Origin of the sequence: Serratia sp. BNK-33-b (assembly GCF_048684565.1) — a bacterium.
GTDB lineage: Bacteria > Pseudomonadota > Gammaproteobacteria > Enterobacterales > Enterobacteriaceae > Serratia > Serratia marcescens.
The window spans coordinates 2,237,751-2,254,762 of the sequence record NZ_JBLQTZ010000001.1; the positions used below are offsets into that span (position 1 = coordinate 2,237,751).

Below are 17,012 nucleotides of genomic sequence, written 5' to 3' on the forward strand. Positions count from 1 at the left end.
CTGCCCCTGACTCTCCACCGGCCTTACGGCTTTAACGCCCGCAGGCTGCCGATCTCTTCCCAACCGAAATGCGCCGCTTCGGCCAGCACGTCGCACACTTCGCCCCCGGCGGCGACCACGGCCGCGTCGAGCGCGGCGCCGCGCAGCAGATGGCTCACCAGCAGTGCGGTGAACAGATCGCCGGTGCCTTTGACCGCCGATTTAACCTTCGGATGGGTAAAGCACTGCGTTTCCTGCCGGGTGACCAGCATCAATCCCACCTCGTCTTCGCGCTGTGCCACGCCCGGCGCGCTGGTGACCAGCACCCATTCGGTGGTGTCGTTCAACAGCGCCTGCGCGGCGCGTTGCGTCTGCTCCCGACTGCTCAGAGAGCGGCCGCACAGCTGCTCCAGTTCGAAACCGTTCGGCGTCAGGCCGTTGGCCAGCCGCAGGAACGGCGAGCGATAGCAGTTGACGATGCGCTCATCCACGTAGATCCCTTCGCCGTAATCGCCCATCACCGGATCGATATAGATCCTTATCTGCGGATTGAGGGCGCGCACCCGCTGCAGCCAGTTGGCCAGAATATGGCACTGCATCACGTCGCCCAGGTAACCGACGATCACCGCCTGGGTGCGTTTCATCACGCCGCGGGCGATCAGATCGTCGAGAAAACCGCCGAACCACTCGCCGGAGATGACGCCGCCGTGCGGCTTGCCGTAATAGGGCGGGCAGCCGAACAGCACGCTGGGCACCTGCAGCGCTTCTAGCCCCTTTTTCAGCAGAGCGCGGTAGGCGATGCCGTTGCCGACGCTGCCGTAGACCACCTGAGATTGAATGCTGATCACGTCGATGGACGGTGACCGCAAGGGTGAAGCCTGTTGCATGAGTTACATCCTTGGTTCGTTATTATCCAGCCAGCGGGCGAACACCTGCCGCGCGCGCTGTTCCAGCTGCGCGCCGTGGCGCGCCGCCTGTTCGCGCAGGCTCTGGGGCGCGATGTCGGCCAGTTCCAGCTCGCAGGCATGGCCAATCAGCCAGCGTTCGATATCGCGGTGATCCGCCTCCAGATGGAACTGCAGGCCGAGCGCGAACCCCTGATAGTCGAAAGCCTGATGCGGGCAAATCGCCGTGCCGGCCAGGCAGCGGGCGCCGTCCGGGATCATGAACATATCGCCGTGCCAATGCAGCACCGGCGTATCGGCCAGCGGCGCCAGCACCGAGTCGTCTTGTGCCGCGAGCGTGGTCAGCGGGGCGAAGCCGATCTCTTTGACGCCGAGCGAGATCACGTCGGCGCCCAGCGCCTGGGCGATCACCTGCGCGCCGAGACACACCCCGAGGGTCGGTCGCCGCTGCGCCAGGCGCTGTTTGACCAACGCCAATTCATGGTCGAGAAAATCGTAGCGCTGCTCACCGGAAAAGTGCTGGGCGGCGCTGATCGGCCCGCCGAGCACCACCAACAGATCGGTCTCTTCATTATTGATAGCACGAATATCATCGCGGCCGGCATCGTAATAATCGATCTGATAGCCACGCAGCGAGAGCAGGGAACCGAGGATACCCAGGTTTTCAAAATTGACGTGTCGAATGGCGACGGCTTTTTTCATTGTTTAACCTCGCTAGCGTGGGTGAACGGCGTCAGCGCCAGCGACTCGCCCAGCACCGTGATGCCTTGCGCGCCGCTCTGGTAGACGATGCGGCGTTCGCTGACCTGGCTGAGCTGCACCTGATAACCCTGCGCGGCCGGGAACAGCGCGCACGCCTGTTCCAGCTGATCGGCTGCCCAGGGGGTGAACATCTGCAGGCGGGCAAAGGCTTTTCCTGCATACTGAATGTCGAGCACGTAATGTTTATCCATGGAACCCCTTACTTTTGGCCGCGGAAACGGGTAATCTTATTTGAACTAGTACAAAGGGATTTATGTATGACTTCATTGTATGCAAAAGGCGGCGGCGCTGTCCAGATTGCCGAGCAGATCGCCGCACGCATCAAAGACGGCGCGCTGCGGCCGGGCGAGCTGTTGCCGCCGGTACGCCAACTGGCGGCGGAGCTGGAGGTCAATCCGAATACCGTCGCCAGCGCTTACGCCCGATTGCGCGATGCCGGTCTGGTGGCGACGCGCGGGCGGGCGGGAACGGTGGTGCTGGAGCCGCCGCTGGCGGCGGTGAGTGCGGCCTATACGCCGCGTCAGGTGCCGGCGGGGATGTGCGATCTGGCCAGCGGCAATCTGGATGCCGCATTGTTGCCGGCGTTGGCGCTTGGCGCGGCGGAGGCGTTCCCGCAGCAAAATGGTTATGACATCAGCGGCGATCTGCCGGCATTGACCGATCTGGGGCGCGAGTGGCTCGGCCGCCAGGACGTCGCGCTGGGGGAGCCGGCGGTGTTCTCCGGCGCGCTGGATGCGATGGAAAAGGCGCTGCGCTGCCATGTGCAGCCGGGCGCGGCGGTGTGGGTGGAAGATCCCTGCTGGCCGCCGCTATTGACGCTGTTGCGCCACCTGCGTCTGCGGCCGCTGCCGCTGGCGGTAGATGAACAGGGTTGTCGGTTGCCGGAAAGCGGGGCGGCCGGCGCGGTGATCCTGACGCCGCGCGCCCACAATCCGACCGGCGTCTCGCTCTCTGCGCAACGCGCGCAGCAGTGGCGGCGTTTTCTGCGCGACAATCCGCAGTGTCTGGCGATCGTCGACGATTTCTGGGGGCCGTTGTCGCAGCAACCGCTGCATCTGCCGTTCGACGGCGATCGCGGCCTGTATGTGCTGTCGCTGAGCAAGTTTCTCAGCCCGGATCTGCGCATCGCGCTGGCCTGCGGTGACCCGACGTTGCTGCAGGCGATGCGCGCCGATCAGTACATCAGCGAACGCTGGGTCAGCCATATCTTGCAGCAGATCGCCGCCAGGCTGTGGAGACAGGCCTTGCAGGAAGGGCAACTGCAGCGGGCGCAACAGGCATATCAGGCCAGAAGGGATGAACTGGTGCAGCGGCTCAATGCCTTGAATCACACGGCGCTGGCGGTGGGTGAAGGGCTGCATCTGTGGTTGCCGGTGCGGTCGGAAACCGCCGCCGCGCAGCTGATGGCGCAGCGGGGGTGGTTGGTGCAGGGCGGTGAACCTTTCCGCCTGAAGGGCGGCCCGGCGCTCCGCGTCAGCCTGGCTAACGTCACGCCGGCGCAGTTGGCGCCACTGGCGCAGGATCTGACCGACGCCATGCGGGCCGGGGCGGCGATCAACTAGGCCGGCGTCAAACTCTCCTCCGCCAGTAACTGCAGCGAAGCTAACCGGGCGACCGGTTCGGCGATCGGCGTGTCGATGATGAACTCGTCCACGCCGTACTGCTGTTGCAGCTGCGCCAGTTGCTGATGCACCTGCGGCGCGGTGCCGAGCAGAACATGGCTTTCTCGCGGCTCGATGCGGTAGTCGGTGGCGCCGGCCTGTTGCACGAAACTCTCGGCCTGGGCCAGGCTGCCGACGGTCACGCTCTGCTCACCGGCGACGTGCACGCGGTATTGCTGAATATCCGCCGCCAGCGTCGCGGCCTGCTCCGGGCTCTGCGCCACGATCGCCGCCACCGCCAGCAGCCCCTTGCGGCCGCCGCTGTGTGCGGTGTAGTGCTCCAGCGCTTCTCTAATGTCTTGCGGATTGCCGTTCAGATGCGCGGCGAACACGAAGGCCCAGCCGGATTCAGCCGCCAGCGTCGCGCTCTCTTTACTGGCGCCGAGCAAAAAGCGCTGGGCGGCGTGAGGCGGCAACGGCGTGGCGCTCAGGCCCGGTTCGGCATCGTCGTTCAGGTACGCGGTCAACTGCGACAGCTGCTGCGGGAAGGCCGGTTTGTTTTGCCGGTCATGGGCGGCCTGCAGCGCCTGGGTGGCGAGCGGCAGCCCGCCGGGCGCTTTGCCCACCCCGAGATCGACGCGCCCTGGCGCCAGCGCCGCCAGCAGGTTGAAGTTTTCGGCTACCTTGTAGGCGCTGTAGTGCTGCAGCATCACGCCGCCGGAGCCGATGCGAATGCGCGACGTTTGGCCGAGCAGATAACCGATCAGCACCTCCGGCGACGGGCAGGCGAGCTGCGGCGTATTGTGGTGCTCCGCTAACCAGAAACGCCGATATCCCCAGCGTTCCGCCTGTTGCGCCAGATGCAGCGTGCGCGCCAGCGCCTGCGCGGCGCTTTCCCCTTCGGCGATCGGACTCTTTTCCAATATGCTCAAGGCATAAGCCATTTTCCCGCTCCTTTCCTCATCAGATATGCCAGACAAATACCATGTGGGCGGCGTGCGCCTTAATACTGATTGGCGATAGGATATTCCATTGATCCAAAACGGATTTGGATATGCGCAGAACGGTAAAGCGCCGCGGTGTTACCCCTCGAGCCAGGCCTTCAGACGAATGGCGTCACGGTAGTGGCCGTAACGCGGCTGTGCGCCGAGCAGGATCATCACCACCGGCTGCCCTTTGATGGTGGTGCGCATCACCAGGCAGTGACCGGCCTCGTCGGTAAAGCCGGTTTTCTGCAGCTGGATCTTCCAGGCGGGGTTGTTGATCAGGCCGTTGGAGCTGCGGTAAACCAACTGGCCGCGGCCGGGGCGCACGATCTGCTGCTTGTCGGTGCTGAAGCGGCGAATCGACTGATAGCGATAGGCGTGATTGACCATCTTCAGCAGATCGTTGGCGGTCGCCACATTGCGCGGCGTCAGCCCGGTCGGATCGTAGAAGCGGGCGCGTTTCATGCCGATGGCGCGCGCTTTCTGATTCATTTTCGCCACGAAGGCCTTGCGCCCGCCGGGATAACTGCGGCTCAGCGCGGCGGCGGCTCGGTTCTCCGAAGACATCAGGGCGATGTGCAGCATGTCGCGGCGGCTGAGCACCGAGCCGATGGTCAGGCGCGAATGGGTTTTCTTCAGCAGATCGCGATCGGCGGCGGTGACTTTGAGCTTGCTGCCCATCGGGCGTTTGCTGTCCAGGGCGACCATGGCGGTCATCAGTTTAGTGAGCGAGGCGATCGGCAGCACGCGGTTCGGCTGCTTCTGATAGAGGGTCTTTCCGGTGCGTTGATTGACGACCAGCACCGATTTGGCATTCAGCACCAGCGGCGGTGCAGCGGCATGCACGGGCGCCAAAACGAACAGCAGGCTGAACAGCAGGGCGGCGCCGAAGCGCCGGACAGGCAGACGGAGAAAAGCGTGAGATAAAAGCATAACGGCGGCAATAGTGACCCTAAGTGATTAAAAAATATCAAAAGAGTCTGCCGGGCAAATGTGAAGGAAATAGGGCGATAATCGCTCAAACTGTTACAACAATCCCTTTTGCCGCAGAGTGAAGCGGGTGGCCTCGTTCAAATCGTAGTCCGCGAGACGCTCGCGCGGCACCCAGGCGTAGTCGTCGAACTCGTCGTTGATCGTCACGTCGCGGTTGGCGGCATGGCAGTCGAAAATCAGGTAAATCATGTAGATTTGCTCCCGGCTGCCGTCGGCGTAAGTTTTGATGCGCACGTCATCGCGGAAAGTCCAGGGCGTGATGTTGTCGAGGATCAGCGCGGCGCCCAACTCTTCGCGCACTTCGCGTCGCAGCGCCTGTTCTATTTGTTCACCCGGCTCGACGCCGCCGCCGGACAGCGCCCACTGGCCGGGAAATACGCCCTTGTGCGCCGCCATTTTGCACAGCAGGAAGGCGTTATCGTTTTCAATCAGCGGGCAGACAATGATGCGTTGGCGCATGGAGGACTCCTGTCAAAATGGAAAGCAACCACTTTAACATGGGGTCTGGCCCCTTAGCGTGAGAGAAATCAAAGCGTTGTATTTGCGCAGAGCTGCGGCAACCGCCTCTCTGCGCTACGGTCAGTAGATTTCCGGCACCACCATGTTGTCCGGCACCGGGTTACGGTGGTACTCCGGGCTGCGTTTGCGCTGCGGCAGCGTGATGACGTTGCCTTCGGCTTCCTCATAAGGTACCTGTTGCAGCAGGTGGGTGATGCAGTTCAAGCGGGCCTTTTTCTTGTCGACGCCCTGAACCACCCACCAGGGCGCCTCGGCAATGTTAGTGCGCGCTAACATGATTTCTTTGGCCTCGGTGTAGTCTTCCCAGCGGCGGCGGCTTTCCAGATCCATCGGGCTGAGCTTCCACTGCTTGAGCGGATCGTGAATGCGGCTGAGGAAACGCAGCTCCTGCTCCTCATCGGTGATCGAAAACCAGTATTTGACGATTTGGATGCCGCTGCGCGTCAGCATTTTTTCGAATTCCGGCACGCTGCGGAAAAACTCCTCGTACTCTTCGTCGTTGCAAAAGCCCATCACGCGTTCCACGCCGGCGCGGTTATACCAGCTGCGGTCGAACAGCACCATTTCGCCGGCGGCGGGCAGATGCGCGATATAGCGCTGAAAATACCACTGGGTGCGTTCGCGGTCGTTCGGCGCCGGCAGCGCCGCCACGCGACAGGTGCGCGGGTTGAGACGCTGGGTGATGCGTTTGATCACGCCGCCCTTGCCGGCGGCGTCGCGGCCTTCGAAGAGGATCACCAGCCGGTGGCCGGTGCGCATCACCCAATCCTGCAGCTTCACCAGTTCGCCCTGCAGGCGCAGCAGTTCGCGGAAGTATTGTTTGCGCCAGGCTTTCTTCGCGTCGCTGTCGACTTCTGCCGCGTCGAAGCGCAGGTCGTCCAGCTCCATTTCCAGCTCTTCATCGTAGCTGTCGTAAAATTCTTGCAGCAGGCGCTGGTTGAAACCGTCATCGCGGTTGAATTCATGCATGGTCATCAGATTTTCTCCGTGTCAGCCCGGTGTTAGAAATGGTTGAAGATCCAGTACAGCACCGCCGACAGCAGTACCGAGGCCGGCAGCGTCAGCACCCAGGCCATCAGCAGATTGCGCAGGGTGGCCATCTGCAGGCCGGAGCGGTTGGCGGCCATGGTGCCGGCGATGCCGGACGAAAGTACGTGCGTGGTCGAAACCGGCAAACCGAAGGCGTCGGCCGCGCCGATGGTGGTCATCGCCACCAGTTCGGCGCTGGCGCCCTGGGCGTAGGTCAGGTGCGATTTACCGATCTTTTCGCCCACCGTCACCACGATGCGGCGCCAGCCAACCATGGTGCCGAGCCCCAGCGCAATCGCCACCACCACTTTCACCCAAAAGGGAATGAAGCGGGTGGCGTTGTCGAGTTCGCCTTTCAACGCGTCGAGGTTGCGCTGCGCATCGGAATTGATCTGCAACTGACGCTCTGCCTTCAGGTGCTTGATGGTCTCGGACGCCAGGTACATGTCATTGCGGGTGTTCGACACCGCTTGCGCCGGGATCTTGTCGACCGAGCCGTACTGACGGATTTGATCGCCGATCGCGCCGGCCAGCTGCGCCAGCGCCGGCACCACCTCCGGCGTCAGTTCGCTGGTGCGCACATAGCCGGTCAGCACCTCGCGCGGCGGCGTTTGGCCGCCGGCCGGGAACTGGCGCAGCAGCTCGTTTTTGGTCACTTCCGCCAGCGCCGCCACCCGGGGGATCTGCTCCGGCGGCATCGAACGGTTCAGGGCGTAGGCGATCGGCATGGTGCCCACCAGGATCAGCATGATAAGGCCCATGCCTTTCTGCCCGTCGTTGGAGCCGTGGGCAAAGGAAACGCCGGTGCAGGTGAGGATCAGCAATCCGCGGATCCACAGCGGCGGCGGGCTATTGTCCTTAGGCGCGCTGTACAGCTGGCGGTTCTTGACGAACAGCTTCAGCGCCAGCAGCAGCAGGCCGGCGAACACGAAGCCGATCACCGGCGACAGCAGCAGCGCGTAGCCCACCTTGATCGCCTGGCCCCAGTCCACGCCGCTGGTGCCGGTGCGGCCGTGGATCAGAGCGTTGGCCACGCCGACGCCGATAATCGAGCCGATCAGCGTATGCGACGACGAGGCGGGCAGCCCGAGCCACCAGGTGCCGAGGTTCCAGATGATGGCGGAGAACAGCAGGGCGTACACCATGGCGAAACCGTTGCCGGTGCCGGCCTGCAGGATCAGCTCAACCGGCAGCAGCGAAATGATGCCGAAGGCCACCACGCCGCTGGAGAGCAATACGCCGAGAAAGTTGAAGAAACCGGACCACACCACGGCGACCATCGGCGACAGCGAGTGGGTGTAAATCACCGTCGCGACCGCATTGGCGGTGTCGTGGAAGCCGTTGACGAATTCAAAGCCCAGCGCGATCAGCAGCGCCAGCCCCAATAATAAAAACGGAATGTAACTGGTATAGACGGCGCCGGCGTCGCTGACGTCGTTAAATAAGTTCACTCCGGCGAACGCGATCCCCAGAATTAATAAGAACACAAAAAAAAGAACAGTGAGTCGACTGTTCTTTTGATGCAGCTTGGGCAGGCTGGATGCGGCCGGCACACCCGTTTGAACGGCGCTGTTATCGCTCATAATGACCTTCCTGAGAGGATTGAATGCGGTAGCTGTCGCCTGAAAAGTATTCTGAATGAATGTGGCCTTTTTATGACGAAAATATTAATCATCGGGAACGGCGAAAATCATTAACGCCGATAAATAAAGATTGTTATAACAGCGGGGACGGTCTTGGGTTAACGGCAACAGGCAGGATAAGGCGTTATGGTGCAACGGTTAGCGGAAAAGATGCACAAGCTTGATTTCGATGATGAAGTGACCGGGCTGATCTACGGCCATGTGTTTCGTTCCGGTGAGCCGCCGGCGCGCCTGAACTCGCAACAGGTCTGCCAGGCTTACCAGGCTTTGCCGTCCGGCGACGGCTTTGTCTGGCTGCACCTCAATCTCAACCACGCGGCGGCGGAGAAGTGGCTGAAAAACCATTTCGCCATTTCCGATTTTTTCTTCCATGAAATTCGGCATGGTTCCCACACGACGCGCATCGAGCGCCAGGGCGACGATCTGTTCGCCGTGCTCAACGACGTGATTTTCCACCCTGAGGACAGCAACCCGGAAACGGCGACGCTGTGGCTCTATTGCTGCCGTGGGCTGGTGGTCACCGTGCGTCACAAACCGGTGCGATTGATTGAACGGCTGCTTGGCCGCCTGACGGCGTTGGAGCTGGCGTCGTCTACCGAGCTGCTGGCGCACCTGCTGGAAGAGCAGGAGGACGTGCTGGAACAGGTGGTGCGGCAGGCTAACCAGTATGTTGATGCCATCGAGGATCGCCTGCTGACCCGCCGCGTCAAACGCAACCGCGCCGAGCTGGGGCGCATGCGCCGCATGTTATTGCGCTTTCAGCGCCTGTTGGCGCCGGAACCGGCCGCGCTGTTTCGGTTGTTGAACCGGCCGCCGGCCTGGCTGAGCCGCGAGGTGGTGCAAGATCTGCGGCAGTTTACCGAAGAGTTCACCGTGGTGTTGAACGATCTCGCCAGCCTGACCGAACGCATCCGGCTATTGCAGGAAGAGCTGGGTGCCAAGCTGATGGAGCAGAATAACCGCACGCTCTACACCCTGACGGTGATCACCGTGCTGGCGTTGCCGATCAACATCGTCGCCGGTTTCTTCGGCATGAACGTCGGGGGGATACCGCTGGCCAGCAATCACCACGGTTTTATCCTGCTGGTGTTGCTGGTCGGCAGTTTTACGCTGATCGCCGGTTATCTGGCGTTCAGGCGCCGGGACGAGTCGTAATTACAGGCGGGCGCGGTACTCTTCTTCCAGCCGGGCATGGGTGCTCCAGAACGGCTGCGGCGCCCGATCGTGCAGACGATCCAGCAGGATATCCAGATGGGTGTGCCAGCCGCCGGCGACGCTGAGCATCTCGTCGCGGTTGGCCAGGCGCCGGTGGGTGACCGTCAGCAGCACCGCGTTTCCCTGTTCCGTCAGCTCGAAGGTCACTTCGGAAGGGCGCCCCTGATCCTGTTCGGCCCAGGTAAAGCTCAGCAGGCGCGGCGGGAACAGGCAGGTGATGTGGCCGCGGTTGCTGACGCAGCCGCCGTGCTGTTTGTACTTGGCCGGCGGTTGCTCGTGCTCGCCCGCCAGATCGGAGTTGCGAAACTCCAGCTCCAGCGGCGCGCCGTTTTCCAACTTCATGGCGCCAGCCGCCAGCCAGGTGGCGCGCTTGTCGGATTCGGTCAGGTAAGCCCACACCCGCTCGATGGGGCCGGGCAGCAGCCGCTGGATGCGCAGCGTGCCGGGTTCGATAATCATGCCGTAATCATTCATGGTTCACTCCTTGGGAGGAAGCTGTTCGGGCTGCAGCAGCGCCTGTTCGAGCGCATCCAGCCGTTCAGTCCAGAAATGTTCATAGGTTTGCAGCCAGTGCATGGCCTGCGCCATAGGCTCGGGTTCGAGCCGGCAGATATGGTTTCTTCCTTGCACGGTGCGTTGCACCAGGCCCGCATGTTCCAGTGCTTTCACGTGCTTGGAGGCGCCGGCGAACGACATCTGCAACGGCGCGGCCAGTTCGCCGATGCTGCGCTCACCGCCGGCCAGCGCGCGTAACATCGAACGGCGGGTCGGGTCGGCCAGCGCATGAAAAATGGCGTCCAGCTGTGAGGAAGATAATTCAACCATATGGTTGAATATAGAACAGGCGGGCTAATATTCAACCGTTTTGTTGAATATTTTTTGCCCCGGCGAGAAACCGGGGCGACGATCAGGCGCCGGCGTGCGCCAGCAGCGCGTTCAGCAATACGTCAGCGCCGGCGGCGGCCCAGGCGGGGGTGATATCTTCCCGCTCGTTGTGGCTGATGCCGTCCACGCAGGGAATGAAAATCATTGCGGTCGGGGCGACGCGGTTAAGGTAACAGGCATCGTGGCCGGCGCCGGAAATCATGTCGCGATGGCGATAGCCCAACGCTTGCGCGGCTTGACGTACGCTGTCGATGCAGCCCCGATCAAAAGCGATCGGGGGATACTGGAAGATGCGCTCGGCGCGAGCGGTCAGGCCGCCGCCGTTGACGGCGTTCACCGCCGCCAGCAGGCGCTGCTCCATCTGCTCCAGAATTGACTCCTCTGGATGGCGGAATTCGACGCTGAAAAAGACGCGCCCCGGCACCACGTTGCGTGAATTGGGGGTAATTTGCGCCATGCCCACCGTGGCGCGCGCGTCGGGCGCGAAATCCCAACCGATGCGGTTGACCGCCGTGACCAGCGCCGCAAAGCCCAGCAGGGCGTCGCGGCGGCGGTCCATCGGCGTGGTGCCGGCATGGGCGCTGAAGCCGACGACCTCCAGTTCATACCAGCGCTGCCCTTGTGCGGCGGTCACCACGCCGATGTCGAGATGCTCCGCTTCCAGAATCGGCCCCTGTTCGATGTGCAACTCGAAGGCGGCATGGATCGGCGTGCCGCCCACCGGATACTCGCCGGCGTAGCCGATGCGCTCCAGCGCCTCGCCGAGGCTGACGCCGTGCTCGTCGCGGCGCGTCAGACCGTATTCCAGGTCGAATACCCCGGCGAACACGCCGGAGGCGATCATCGCCGGCGCAAAGCGTGCGCCTTCTTCGTTGGTCCAGTTGATCACTTCAATCGCGCGTTCGGTGACGATCTGCCGATCGTTAAGGCTGCGAATAACCTCCAATCCGGCCAGCACGCCGTAGATGCCGTCGAAACGGCCGCCGCGGGGTTGCGAGTCGCCGTGAGAACCGGTGACAACCGGCGCCAGCTCGGGCCGCGCGCCTTCACGGCGCAGGAACATGTTGCCCATCCGATCGACGCGCACGCTGCAACCGGCCTCCAGCGCCCACAGACGCAGCTGGTCGCGCGCCTGACGATCCTCTTCGCTGAGCGCCAGGCGGGTGACGCCGTTGTCAGCGATGGCGCCGAACTGCGCCATCGCCTGCAGGCTTTGCCACAGGCGCTCGCCGTTGACCCGATGCGTCATGGCTTTTCTCCCGGCGTTTTGGCGGCGTAACGGAAATCGCAGCAGGGGGCGCCGGACATGATGGTCTGGGTGCGCTGCAGTTCAACGTCAGGCGCATAGCCGACGATAAACTGGCTGTCGCGAGCGCAGGAGAGCAGGTGGCCGATGTCTCCCAGCCCCATCTCATGATACATCTCGGCGTAGCGGCAGCGGGTGACGTTATAGTCGAAGTGCTGTTCGTCCTGATTGATCACCTCGACGCGCAACGCATCGTCTTTTTCCCACAGGTACTGCAAGGCGGCGAAGCTGCGCAGATCCGCGCCGTTCGGTTCCTGAGCGGCGAACTGTTTGCCCGCCGCGATGGCGGCATTCTCGATGGCTTCGCCGATCACTGCCTGAGCGCGCGTCTTGCCGATTTCACGCACCAGAATCTGGTAGATCGGTTTGATGATTTCCGCCTCGATCTTTCTGCGGGCCAAAATGCCCAATTCATTATTTGCACAGCTCATCGCCTTGCTCCTCTTGATTTATTGTGGTTTGGCGCCGCCCAACACGGTTTGCGGCTGCCATTTGCCGTCGACTACCCGGTACAGGGTGAAGCTCGGCTGTTGCAGGTTGCCCTGCGCATCGAAGGCAATGGCGCCGGTCACGCCCTGATAATGTATGGCGCGCAGTTTCGGCAGATAATCGGCCGGGTTGGCCGAGCCGGCCTGTTCGATGGCGGCGATCAGCACCCGGGTGGCGTCGTAGGCGAAGGGCGCATGCAGTTCGATGTGGGTGTGGTAACGATCGCGGTAGGCTTGCTCAAACGCCTTGCCGCCCAGCATCTGTTCCAGCGGCAGCCCCGGCTCCAACGCGACGACGCCTTCGCCTTCTTGCTGCGCCAGCGTCAGGAAGGTTTGGCTGACAAAGCCGCCGGCGCCCATCAGCTGCGCGTTCATGCCCAGCTGCTTCAGTTTGCGCGCCAGCGGCGCCGCCTGGGAATCTACGCCGCCGAAGAAGATCAGATCGGCGTTTTTGCTGCGCACGGTGGTCAGTACGGCGCTGAAATCGACGGTCTTGTCATCCACATACTCGCGGGCGATCGGCTGCACGCCCTGGGCCTGCAGCGATTTGATGAACTCGTCCGCCAGCCCCTGGCCGAAAGCGGTGCGATCGTCGATCACCGCGATGCGCTGGGCTTTCAGCGTTTTCACCGCATATTGCCCGGCATAGTTGCCGCCGTCGTCGTCGTGGCCCATCACGCGAAAGCTGGTGTCAAAACCCTGTTGCGTATAGCCGTGACCGGTGGCGACCGGCGCCACCTGGGCGATGCCGGCATCGTGATAGATGCGCGCCGCCGGGATGCTGGTGCCGGTGTTCCAGTGGCCGACCACGCCGGCGACGCCTTCGTCGACCAAACGCTGCGCCACGGCCACGGCGGTGCGCGGGTCGGACTGGTCGTCCTCGGACACCAGTTTGAAGGTGACCGGTTTGCCGTTCAGCGTCGGTTTCTGCGCGTTAGCGTCGGCGATCGCCAGTTGCGCGCCGTTTTCGAGATCTTTGCCGATGCGCGCGGAAGGGCCGGTCAGCGGCCCGGCCAGGCCGATCAGCACGGTGTCGGCCGCCAGCGCCGGGAGGCTAAGAATCATTGTCATGGCGGCCAGCGCCAACGGTTTGATGCGAATGCTCTGTTGCATGTCATACTCCTGGTGCGGTTAAAAGAAACAACGGTTATTCACCCAAATAGATCTGTTTGATTTTTTCATCGTCCAGCATCTCGGCGGAACGGCCGCTGTGGCTCAGGCTGCCGCTGTCCAACACGTAGGCGCGATCGGTGGACTCCAGCGCCAGGCGCGCGTTCTGCTCGACCAATAGCAGCGTGACGCCGTCACGGGCTAACTGCTTGATGACCGTGAAAATGGCTTCCACCACAATCGGCGCCAGCCCCATCGAGGGTTCGTCCAATATCAGCAGCCGCGGGCGGCTGAGCAGCGCGCGGCCCATCGCCACCATCTGCTGTTCACCGCCCGAAAGCAGCCCGGCCGGTTGGTGCAGGCGCTCGCTCAGCCGCGGGAAGGTGGCGCACACCCGTTCGAAATCTTGCCGCACCGCCGATTTGTCACGCCGCGCATAGGCGCCGAGCTGCAGGTTTTCCCGCACCGTCAAACGGGTGAAAATGCCGCGTCCCTCCGGCACCATCACCAGCCCCCGTTGCAGCAACCGGTGCGGCGGCGCGCCGCGAATCGAGCAACCGTCGAACAGGATGTCGCCTTCGAACGGCTGCAGGCCGGTCAGCGCTCGCAGGCTGGAGGTCTTGCCCGCGCCATTGGCGCCGATCAGCGTCACCTGTTCGCCGGCGTTCACCGTGAAATCGATGCCTTTGACCGCATGAATGCCGCCGTAAGACACTTTGAGACGTTTAACGCTCAGCAGGGCTTCAGACATGCGCGCCGCCTCCCAGATAGGCCTGAATGACCGCCGGTTCGCGCCGCACCTGCGCCGGTTCGCCTTCGGCGATCGCTTTGCCGTAGTCCAGCACCGTCAGGCGATCGCACAGGCCCATCACCAGCTTGACGTCGTGTTCGATCAGCAGCAGCGTTTTGCCGCTGTCGCGGATGCGCAGCAGCAGCTCGCGCAGCGCTACTTTTTCACCGGCGTTCATGCCGGCCGCCGGCTCGTCCAGCGCCAGCAACCGGGGTTCGGTCGCCAGCGCGCGGGCAATCTCCAGGCGGCGTTGGTGGCCATAGGCGAGATCGCCGGCGCGGTAATGGGCGAATTGGCTGATGCCGACGTACTCCAGCAGCGCATGGGATTTATCGCGCACCGCCTGTTCCTCTGCCTTGGCGCGCCGGTGGCGAGCGATCGCCGCCCACAGGCCGTTGCGGGTGCGTACGTGGCAGCCGACCATCACATTTTCCAGCACGCTCATTTCGTTGAACAACCGCAGGTTCTGGAAGGTGCGGGCAATGCCGGCCTGCGCCACTTTGTCGATCGCCTGGGGTTTATAGCGCTGGCCCAACAGGCGGAACTCGCCTTCATCGGCGCGATACAGGCCGGTGATCAGGTTGAAGCAGGTGGTTTTGCCGGCGCCGTTCGGCCCGATCAGGCCGTAGATTTCCCCCTGGCGGATGCTCATGCTGACGTCATCCACCGCCGTCAGGCCGCCGAAACGTTTGCTGACGTGATTTAAAGCAAGCAGCGGCGTCATGCGGCGGTCCTCCCGGCATGGCGAGCCGGCCACAGGCCCGCCGGGCGATACAGCATCACCAGGATCAGCGCCAGGCCGTAAAACAGTTGGCGGATGATTTCCGGATCGATCAGCACCTGGCCGAACAGCGCCTGCTGCAGCGGCCCCATGCTGCTGCGCAGCAGCTCCGGCAAGGCGGCCAGCAGCAGCGCGCCCAGGATCACGCCGGGGATGTGCCCCATGCCGCCGAGCACCACCATCGCCAGTACGGCGATCGATTCCTGCAGGGTGAACGATTCCGGCGACACGAAGCCCTGAAACGCGGCGAACAACGCGCCGGCCACGCCGCCGAAGGTGGCGCCGATGGCGAAGGCCAGCAGCTTGAAGTTGCGGGTGTTGATGCCCATCGCCCGCGCGGCGTCCTCATCTTCACGGATCGCTGTCCACGCACGGCCGATGCGCGAGTTTTGCAGCCGCAGGCTGATGAACAGGATCGCCAGCAGCAGCGCGGCGAACAGGTAGTAATACAGGTACAGGCCGGAAAAACGCACGCCGAACCACTCGTGCATGCCGGAAAACCTCAGGCCGAACAGGCTGACCGGGTCAATGCCGGAAATGCCTTTGGGGCCGTTGGTGAGATTGACCGGGCGATCCAGATTGCGCATCAGAATGCGCACGATTTCGCCGAATCCCAACGTGACGATCGCCAGATAGTCGCCGCGCAGCCGCAGCGTCGGCGCGCCGAGCAGGATGCCGCATACCGCCGCCAACAGCGCCGCCAGCGGGATCAGCCACAGCATCGGCAGATGCAGCCCGTCGGGGAACCACTGCAGCAGCAGCGGGAACTGCTGCGTCAGATGCGGTGACGACAGCAGCGCGGCGAGATAGGCGCCGACCGCGTAAAAGGCGATAAAACCCATGTCCAGCAACCCGGTCATGCCCACCACGATGTTCAGCCCGAGCGCCAACATCAGATACAGCAGGGCGAAGTCGACGACCCGCACCCAGTAGTTGCCGCCGGCGGCGCCCGCCACCCAGGGCGCCAGCAGCAGGGCGAGAATGAACAGCGTCAGCCCCAGCCCGGCGCGACGCGGCGTGGCCAGAGGAACGGGGGGAGTCAAAACGGTCATCGTGATGTCCTTATGCGCGCGTGGCGATGCGTTCGCCCAACAGCCCGGAGGGGCGGAAGACCAGCACGGCGATCAGCACCAGAAACGCGAACACGTCCTGGTAGTTGCTGCCGAACACGCCGCCGGTCAGCTCGCCGAGATAGCCGGTGCCCAGTGATTCGAACAGACCCAGCAGCAAACCGCCAAGCATCGCGCCGCGCAGGTTGCCGATGCCGCCGAGCACGGCGGCGGTAAACGCCTTGATGCCTGGCAGAAAGCCCATCGAGAAACCGGCGTTGCCGTAGTTGCTGGCCATCATGATGCCGGCCACCGCCGCCAACGCGCCGCCGAGCGCGAAGGTCAGAACGATGATGCGGTCAGGACTGATGCCCATCAGGCCGGCGACCTGCGGGTTTTCCGCCGTGGCGCGCATGGCGCGGCCGAAACGGCTGTGTTCGACCAGCAGCCAGAGGCCGGCCATCACCGCCACGGCTACCGCCAGCGTGACGATCGCCGTGCCGGTGATCACCGCCGGCGCATGTTCGGCGCTGCCTGCGGTCAGGGCGATGGGCGCCATCGGCAACAGCTGCGGAAACATCAGGGGATTGCGTGACCAGATCAGCATCGCCAGGGTTTGCAGCAGCAGTGACACGCCGATGCCGCTGATCAGCGGGGCCAGGCGCGGCGCATTACGCAGCCGGCGATAGGCCAGGCGCTCGATCGCCATAGAGGTGATGGCGCAGATAGCCATGGCGAACAGGGCCGCCAGCAGCAGCGTGGCGTAGGGCGGTAACGCGGGAAAGTGGTGCTGTAACACCCCGATCGCCGACAGCGCGCTCAGCGCCCCGACCATCAGCACGTCGCCGTGCGCGAAGTTGATGATGCGCAGGATGCCGTACACCATGGTGTAGCCGAGCGCGATCAGCGCATAAATGCTGCCGAGCATCAAACCGTTGACGGTTTGCTGTACCAGCGTATCCATAAGGAGA

At 63.2% G+C, this 17,012-nt stretch carries 19 protein-coding genes; 2 read left to right on the forward strand and 17 right to left on the reverse strand.

The window, feature by feature from the left end:
• Positions 1-23: 23 nt before the first annotated feature.
• Genes ACMGGK_RS10690 through ACMGGK_RS10700 form a run of 3 tightly spaced genes read right to left on the reverse strand, consistent with a single transcriptional unit; the run spans position 24 to position 1,837 of the window.
• The gene (locus tag ACMGGK_RS10690) at positions 24-866 is read right to left on the reverse strand and encodes a PfkB family carbohydrate kinase (protein ID WP_164052358.1); all 843 of its coding nucleotides are present in this window, start codon (positions 864-866) and stop codon (positions 24-26) included.
• A 3-nt stretch (positions 867-869) separates the two neighbouring features.
• Positions 870-1,586, reverse strand: a complete 717-nt coding sequence (locus ACMGGK_RS10695; RefSeq protein WP_016927607.1) for a glutamine amidotransferase — start codon at positions 1,584-1,586, stop codon at positions 870-872.
• Positions 1,583-1,837 carry a hypothetical protein gene (locus ACMGGK_RS10700; protein ID WP_016927608.1) on the reverse strand — a complete coding sequence of 85 codons (255 nt, stop codon included), beginning with the start codon at positions 1,835-1,837 and terminating at the stop codon, positions 1,583-1,585. Before ACMGGK_RS10700 ends, ACMGGK_RS10695 begins: the two co-directional genes overlap by 4 nt.
• A 66-nt stretch (positions 1,838-1,903) precedes the next feature.
• On the opposite strand from ACMGGK_RS10700, the gene ACMGGK_RS10705 reads away from it, so the two are divergent.
• Positions 1,904-3,208: an aminotransferase class I/II-fold pyridoxal phosphate-dependent enzyme gene (locus ACMGGK_RS10705; protein ID WP_420276874.1), complete on the forward strand. Its 1,305-nt coding sequence runs from the start codon at positions 1,904-1,906 to the stop codon at positions 3,206-3,208.
• On the opposite strand, the gene ACMGGK_RS10710 is transcribed toward ACMGGK_RS10705, so the two are convergent.
• The 5 genes from ACMGGK_RS10710 to ACMGGK_RS10730 all read right to left on the reverse strand — a co-directional run bounded on the left by ACMGGK_RS10710 (position 3,205) and on the right by ACMGGK_RS10730 (position 8,357).
• Positions 3,205-4,191 (reverse strand): MsnO8 family LLM class oxidoreductase, encoded by a 987-nt coding sequence (locus tag ACMGGK_RS10710; protein WP_143779029.1) that lies wholly within the window; start codon positions 4,189-4,191, stop codon positions 3,205-3,207. The genes ACMGGK_RS10705 and ACMGGK_RS10710 overlap by 4 nt on opposite strands.
• Before the next feature lie 138 nt (positions 4,192-4,329).
• Positions 4,330-5,166, reverse strand: coding sequence for a D-alanyl-D-alanine endopeptidase (pbpG, locus tag ACMGGK_RS10715; RefSeq protein WP_004938210.1), 837 nt, complete (start codon positions 5,164-5,166; stop codon positions 4,330-4,332).
• A 93-nt stretch (positions 5,167-5,259) separates the two neighbouring features.
• The gene (gene nudI / locus ACMGGK_RS10720; RefSeq protein WP_004938207.1) at positions 5,260-5,685 is read right to left on the reverse strand and encodes a nucleoside triphosphatase NudI; all 426 of its coding nucleotides are present in this window, start codon (positions 5,683-5,685) and stop codon (positions 5,260-5,262) included.
• Positions 5,686-5,805: 120 nt separating this feature from the next.
• The gene (gene ppk2, locus ACMGGK_RS10725; RefSeq protein ID WP_016927613.1) at positions 5,806-6,720 is read right to left on the reverse strand and encodes a polyphosphate kinase 2; all 915 of its coding nucleotides are present in this window, start codon (positions 6,718-6,720) and stop codon (positions 5,806-5,808) included.
• Positions 6,721-6,746: 26 nt separating this feature from the next.
• Positions 6,747-8,357, reverse strand: coding sequence for an inorganic phosphate transporter (locus ACMGGK_RS10730; protein WP_049299349.1), 1,611 nt, complete (start codon positions 8,355-8,357; stop codon positions 6,747-6,749).
• 186 nt (positions 8,358-8,543) lie between these two features.
• Between ACMGGK_RS10730 and ACMGGK_RS10735 the strand changes: the two genes are divergently transcribed.
• On the forward strand, positions 8,544-9,572 hold the full coding sequence (locus ACMGGK_RS10735; RefSeq protein ID WP_016927615.1) for a transporter: 1,029 nt from the start codon (positions 8,544-8,546) through the stop codon (positions 9,570-9,572).
• On the opposite strand, the gene ACMGGK_RS10740 is transcribed toward ACMGGK_RS10735, so the two are convergent.
• The 9 genes from ACMGGK_RS10740 to ACMGGK_RS10780 all read right to left on the reverse strand — a co-directional run bounded on the left by ACMGGK_RS10740 (position 9,573) and on the right by ACMGGK_RS10780 (position 17,005).
• Complete coding sequence (locus tag ACMGGK_RS10740; protein WP_016927616.1) at positions 9,573-10,106, reverse strand: SRPBCC family protein; 534 nt, start codon at positions 10,104-10,106, stop codon at positions 9,573-9,575.
• A gap of 3 nt (positions 10,107-10,109) precedes the next feature.
• On the reverse strand, positions 10,110-10,457 hold the full coding sequence (locus ACMGGK_RS10745; RefSeq protein ID WP_004938187.1) for an ArsR/SmtB family transcription factor: 348 nt from the start codon (positions 10,455-10,457) through the stop codon (positions 10,110-10,112).
• 82 nt (positions 10,458-10,539) lie between these two features.
• A complete protein-coding gene (locus ACMGGK_RS10750) occupies positions 10,540-11,766 on the reverse strand; it encodes a Zn-dependent hydrolase (protein ID WP_079452088.1) in 1,227 nt (408 codons plus the stop codon).
• Entirely contained in the window at positions 11,763-12,254 is a 492-nt protein-coding gene (locus ACMGGK_RS10755; RefSeq protein WP_016927618.1) for an L-2-amino-thiazoline-4-carboxylic acid hydrolase, read from the reverse strand. The genes ACMGGK_RS10750 and ACMGGK_RS10755 overlap by 4 nt, the downstream gene beginning before the upstream one ends.
• An 18-nt stretch (positions 12,255-12,272) precedes the next feature.
• Positions 12,273-13,424 (reverse strand): branched-chain amino acid ABC transporter substrate-binding protein, encoded by a 1,152-nt coding sequence (locus ACMGGK_RS10760; RefSeq protein ID WP_420276875.1) that lies wholly within the window; start codon positions 13,422-13,424, stop codon positions 12,273-12,275.
• A gap of 34 nt (positions 13,425-13,458) precedes the next feature.
• Positions 13,459-14,172 carry an ABC transporter ATP-binding protein gene (locus ACMGGK_RS10765; RefSeq protein WP_016927620.1) on the reverse strand — a complete coding sequence of 238 codons (714 nt, stop codon included), beginning with the start codon at positions 14,170-14,172 and terminating at the stop codon, positions 13,459-13,461.
• On the reverse strand, positions 14,165-14,935 hold the full coding sequence (locus ACMGGK_RS10770) for an ABC transporter ATP-binding protein (RefSeq protein WP_016927621.1): 771 nt from the start codon (positions 14,933-14,935) through the stop codon (positions 14,165-14,167). Before ACMGGK_RS10770 ends, ACMGGK_RS10765 begins: the two co-directional genes overlap by 8 nt.
• Positions 14,932-16,044: a branched-chain amino acid ABC transporter permease gene (locus tag ACMGGK_RS10775; protein WP_049299342.1), complete on the reverse strand. Its 1,113-nt coding sequence runs from the start codon at positions 16,042-16,044 to the stop codon at positions 14,932-14,934. The genes ACMGGK_RS10770 and ACMGGK_RS10775 overlap by 4 nt, the downstream gene beginning before the upstream one ends.
• A gap of 10 nt (positions 16,045-16,054) precedes the next feature.
• The gene (locus tag ACMGGK_RS10780) at positions 16,055-17,005 is read right to left on the reverse strand and encodes a branched-chain amino acid ABC transporter permease (protein WP_049299340.1); all 951 of its coding nucleotides are present in this window, start codon (positions 17,003-17,005) and stop codon (positions 16,055-16,057) included.
• Between the last annotated feature and the right edge of the window lie 7 nt (positions 17,006-17,012).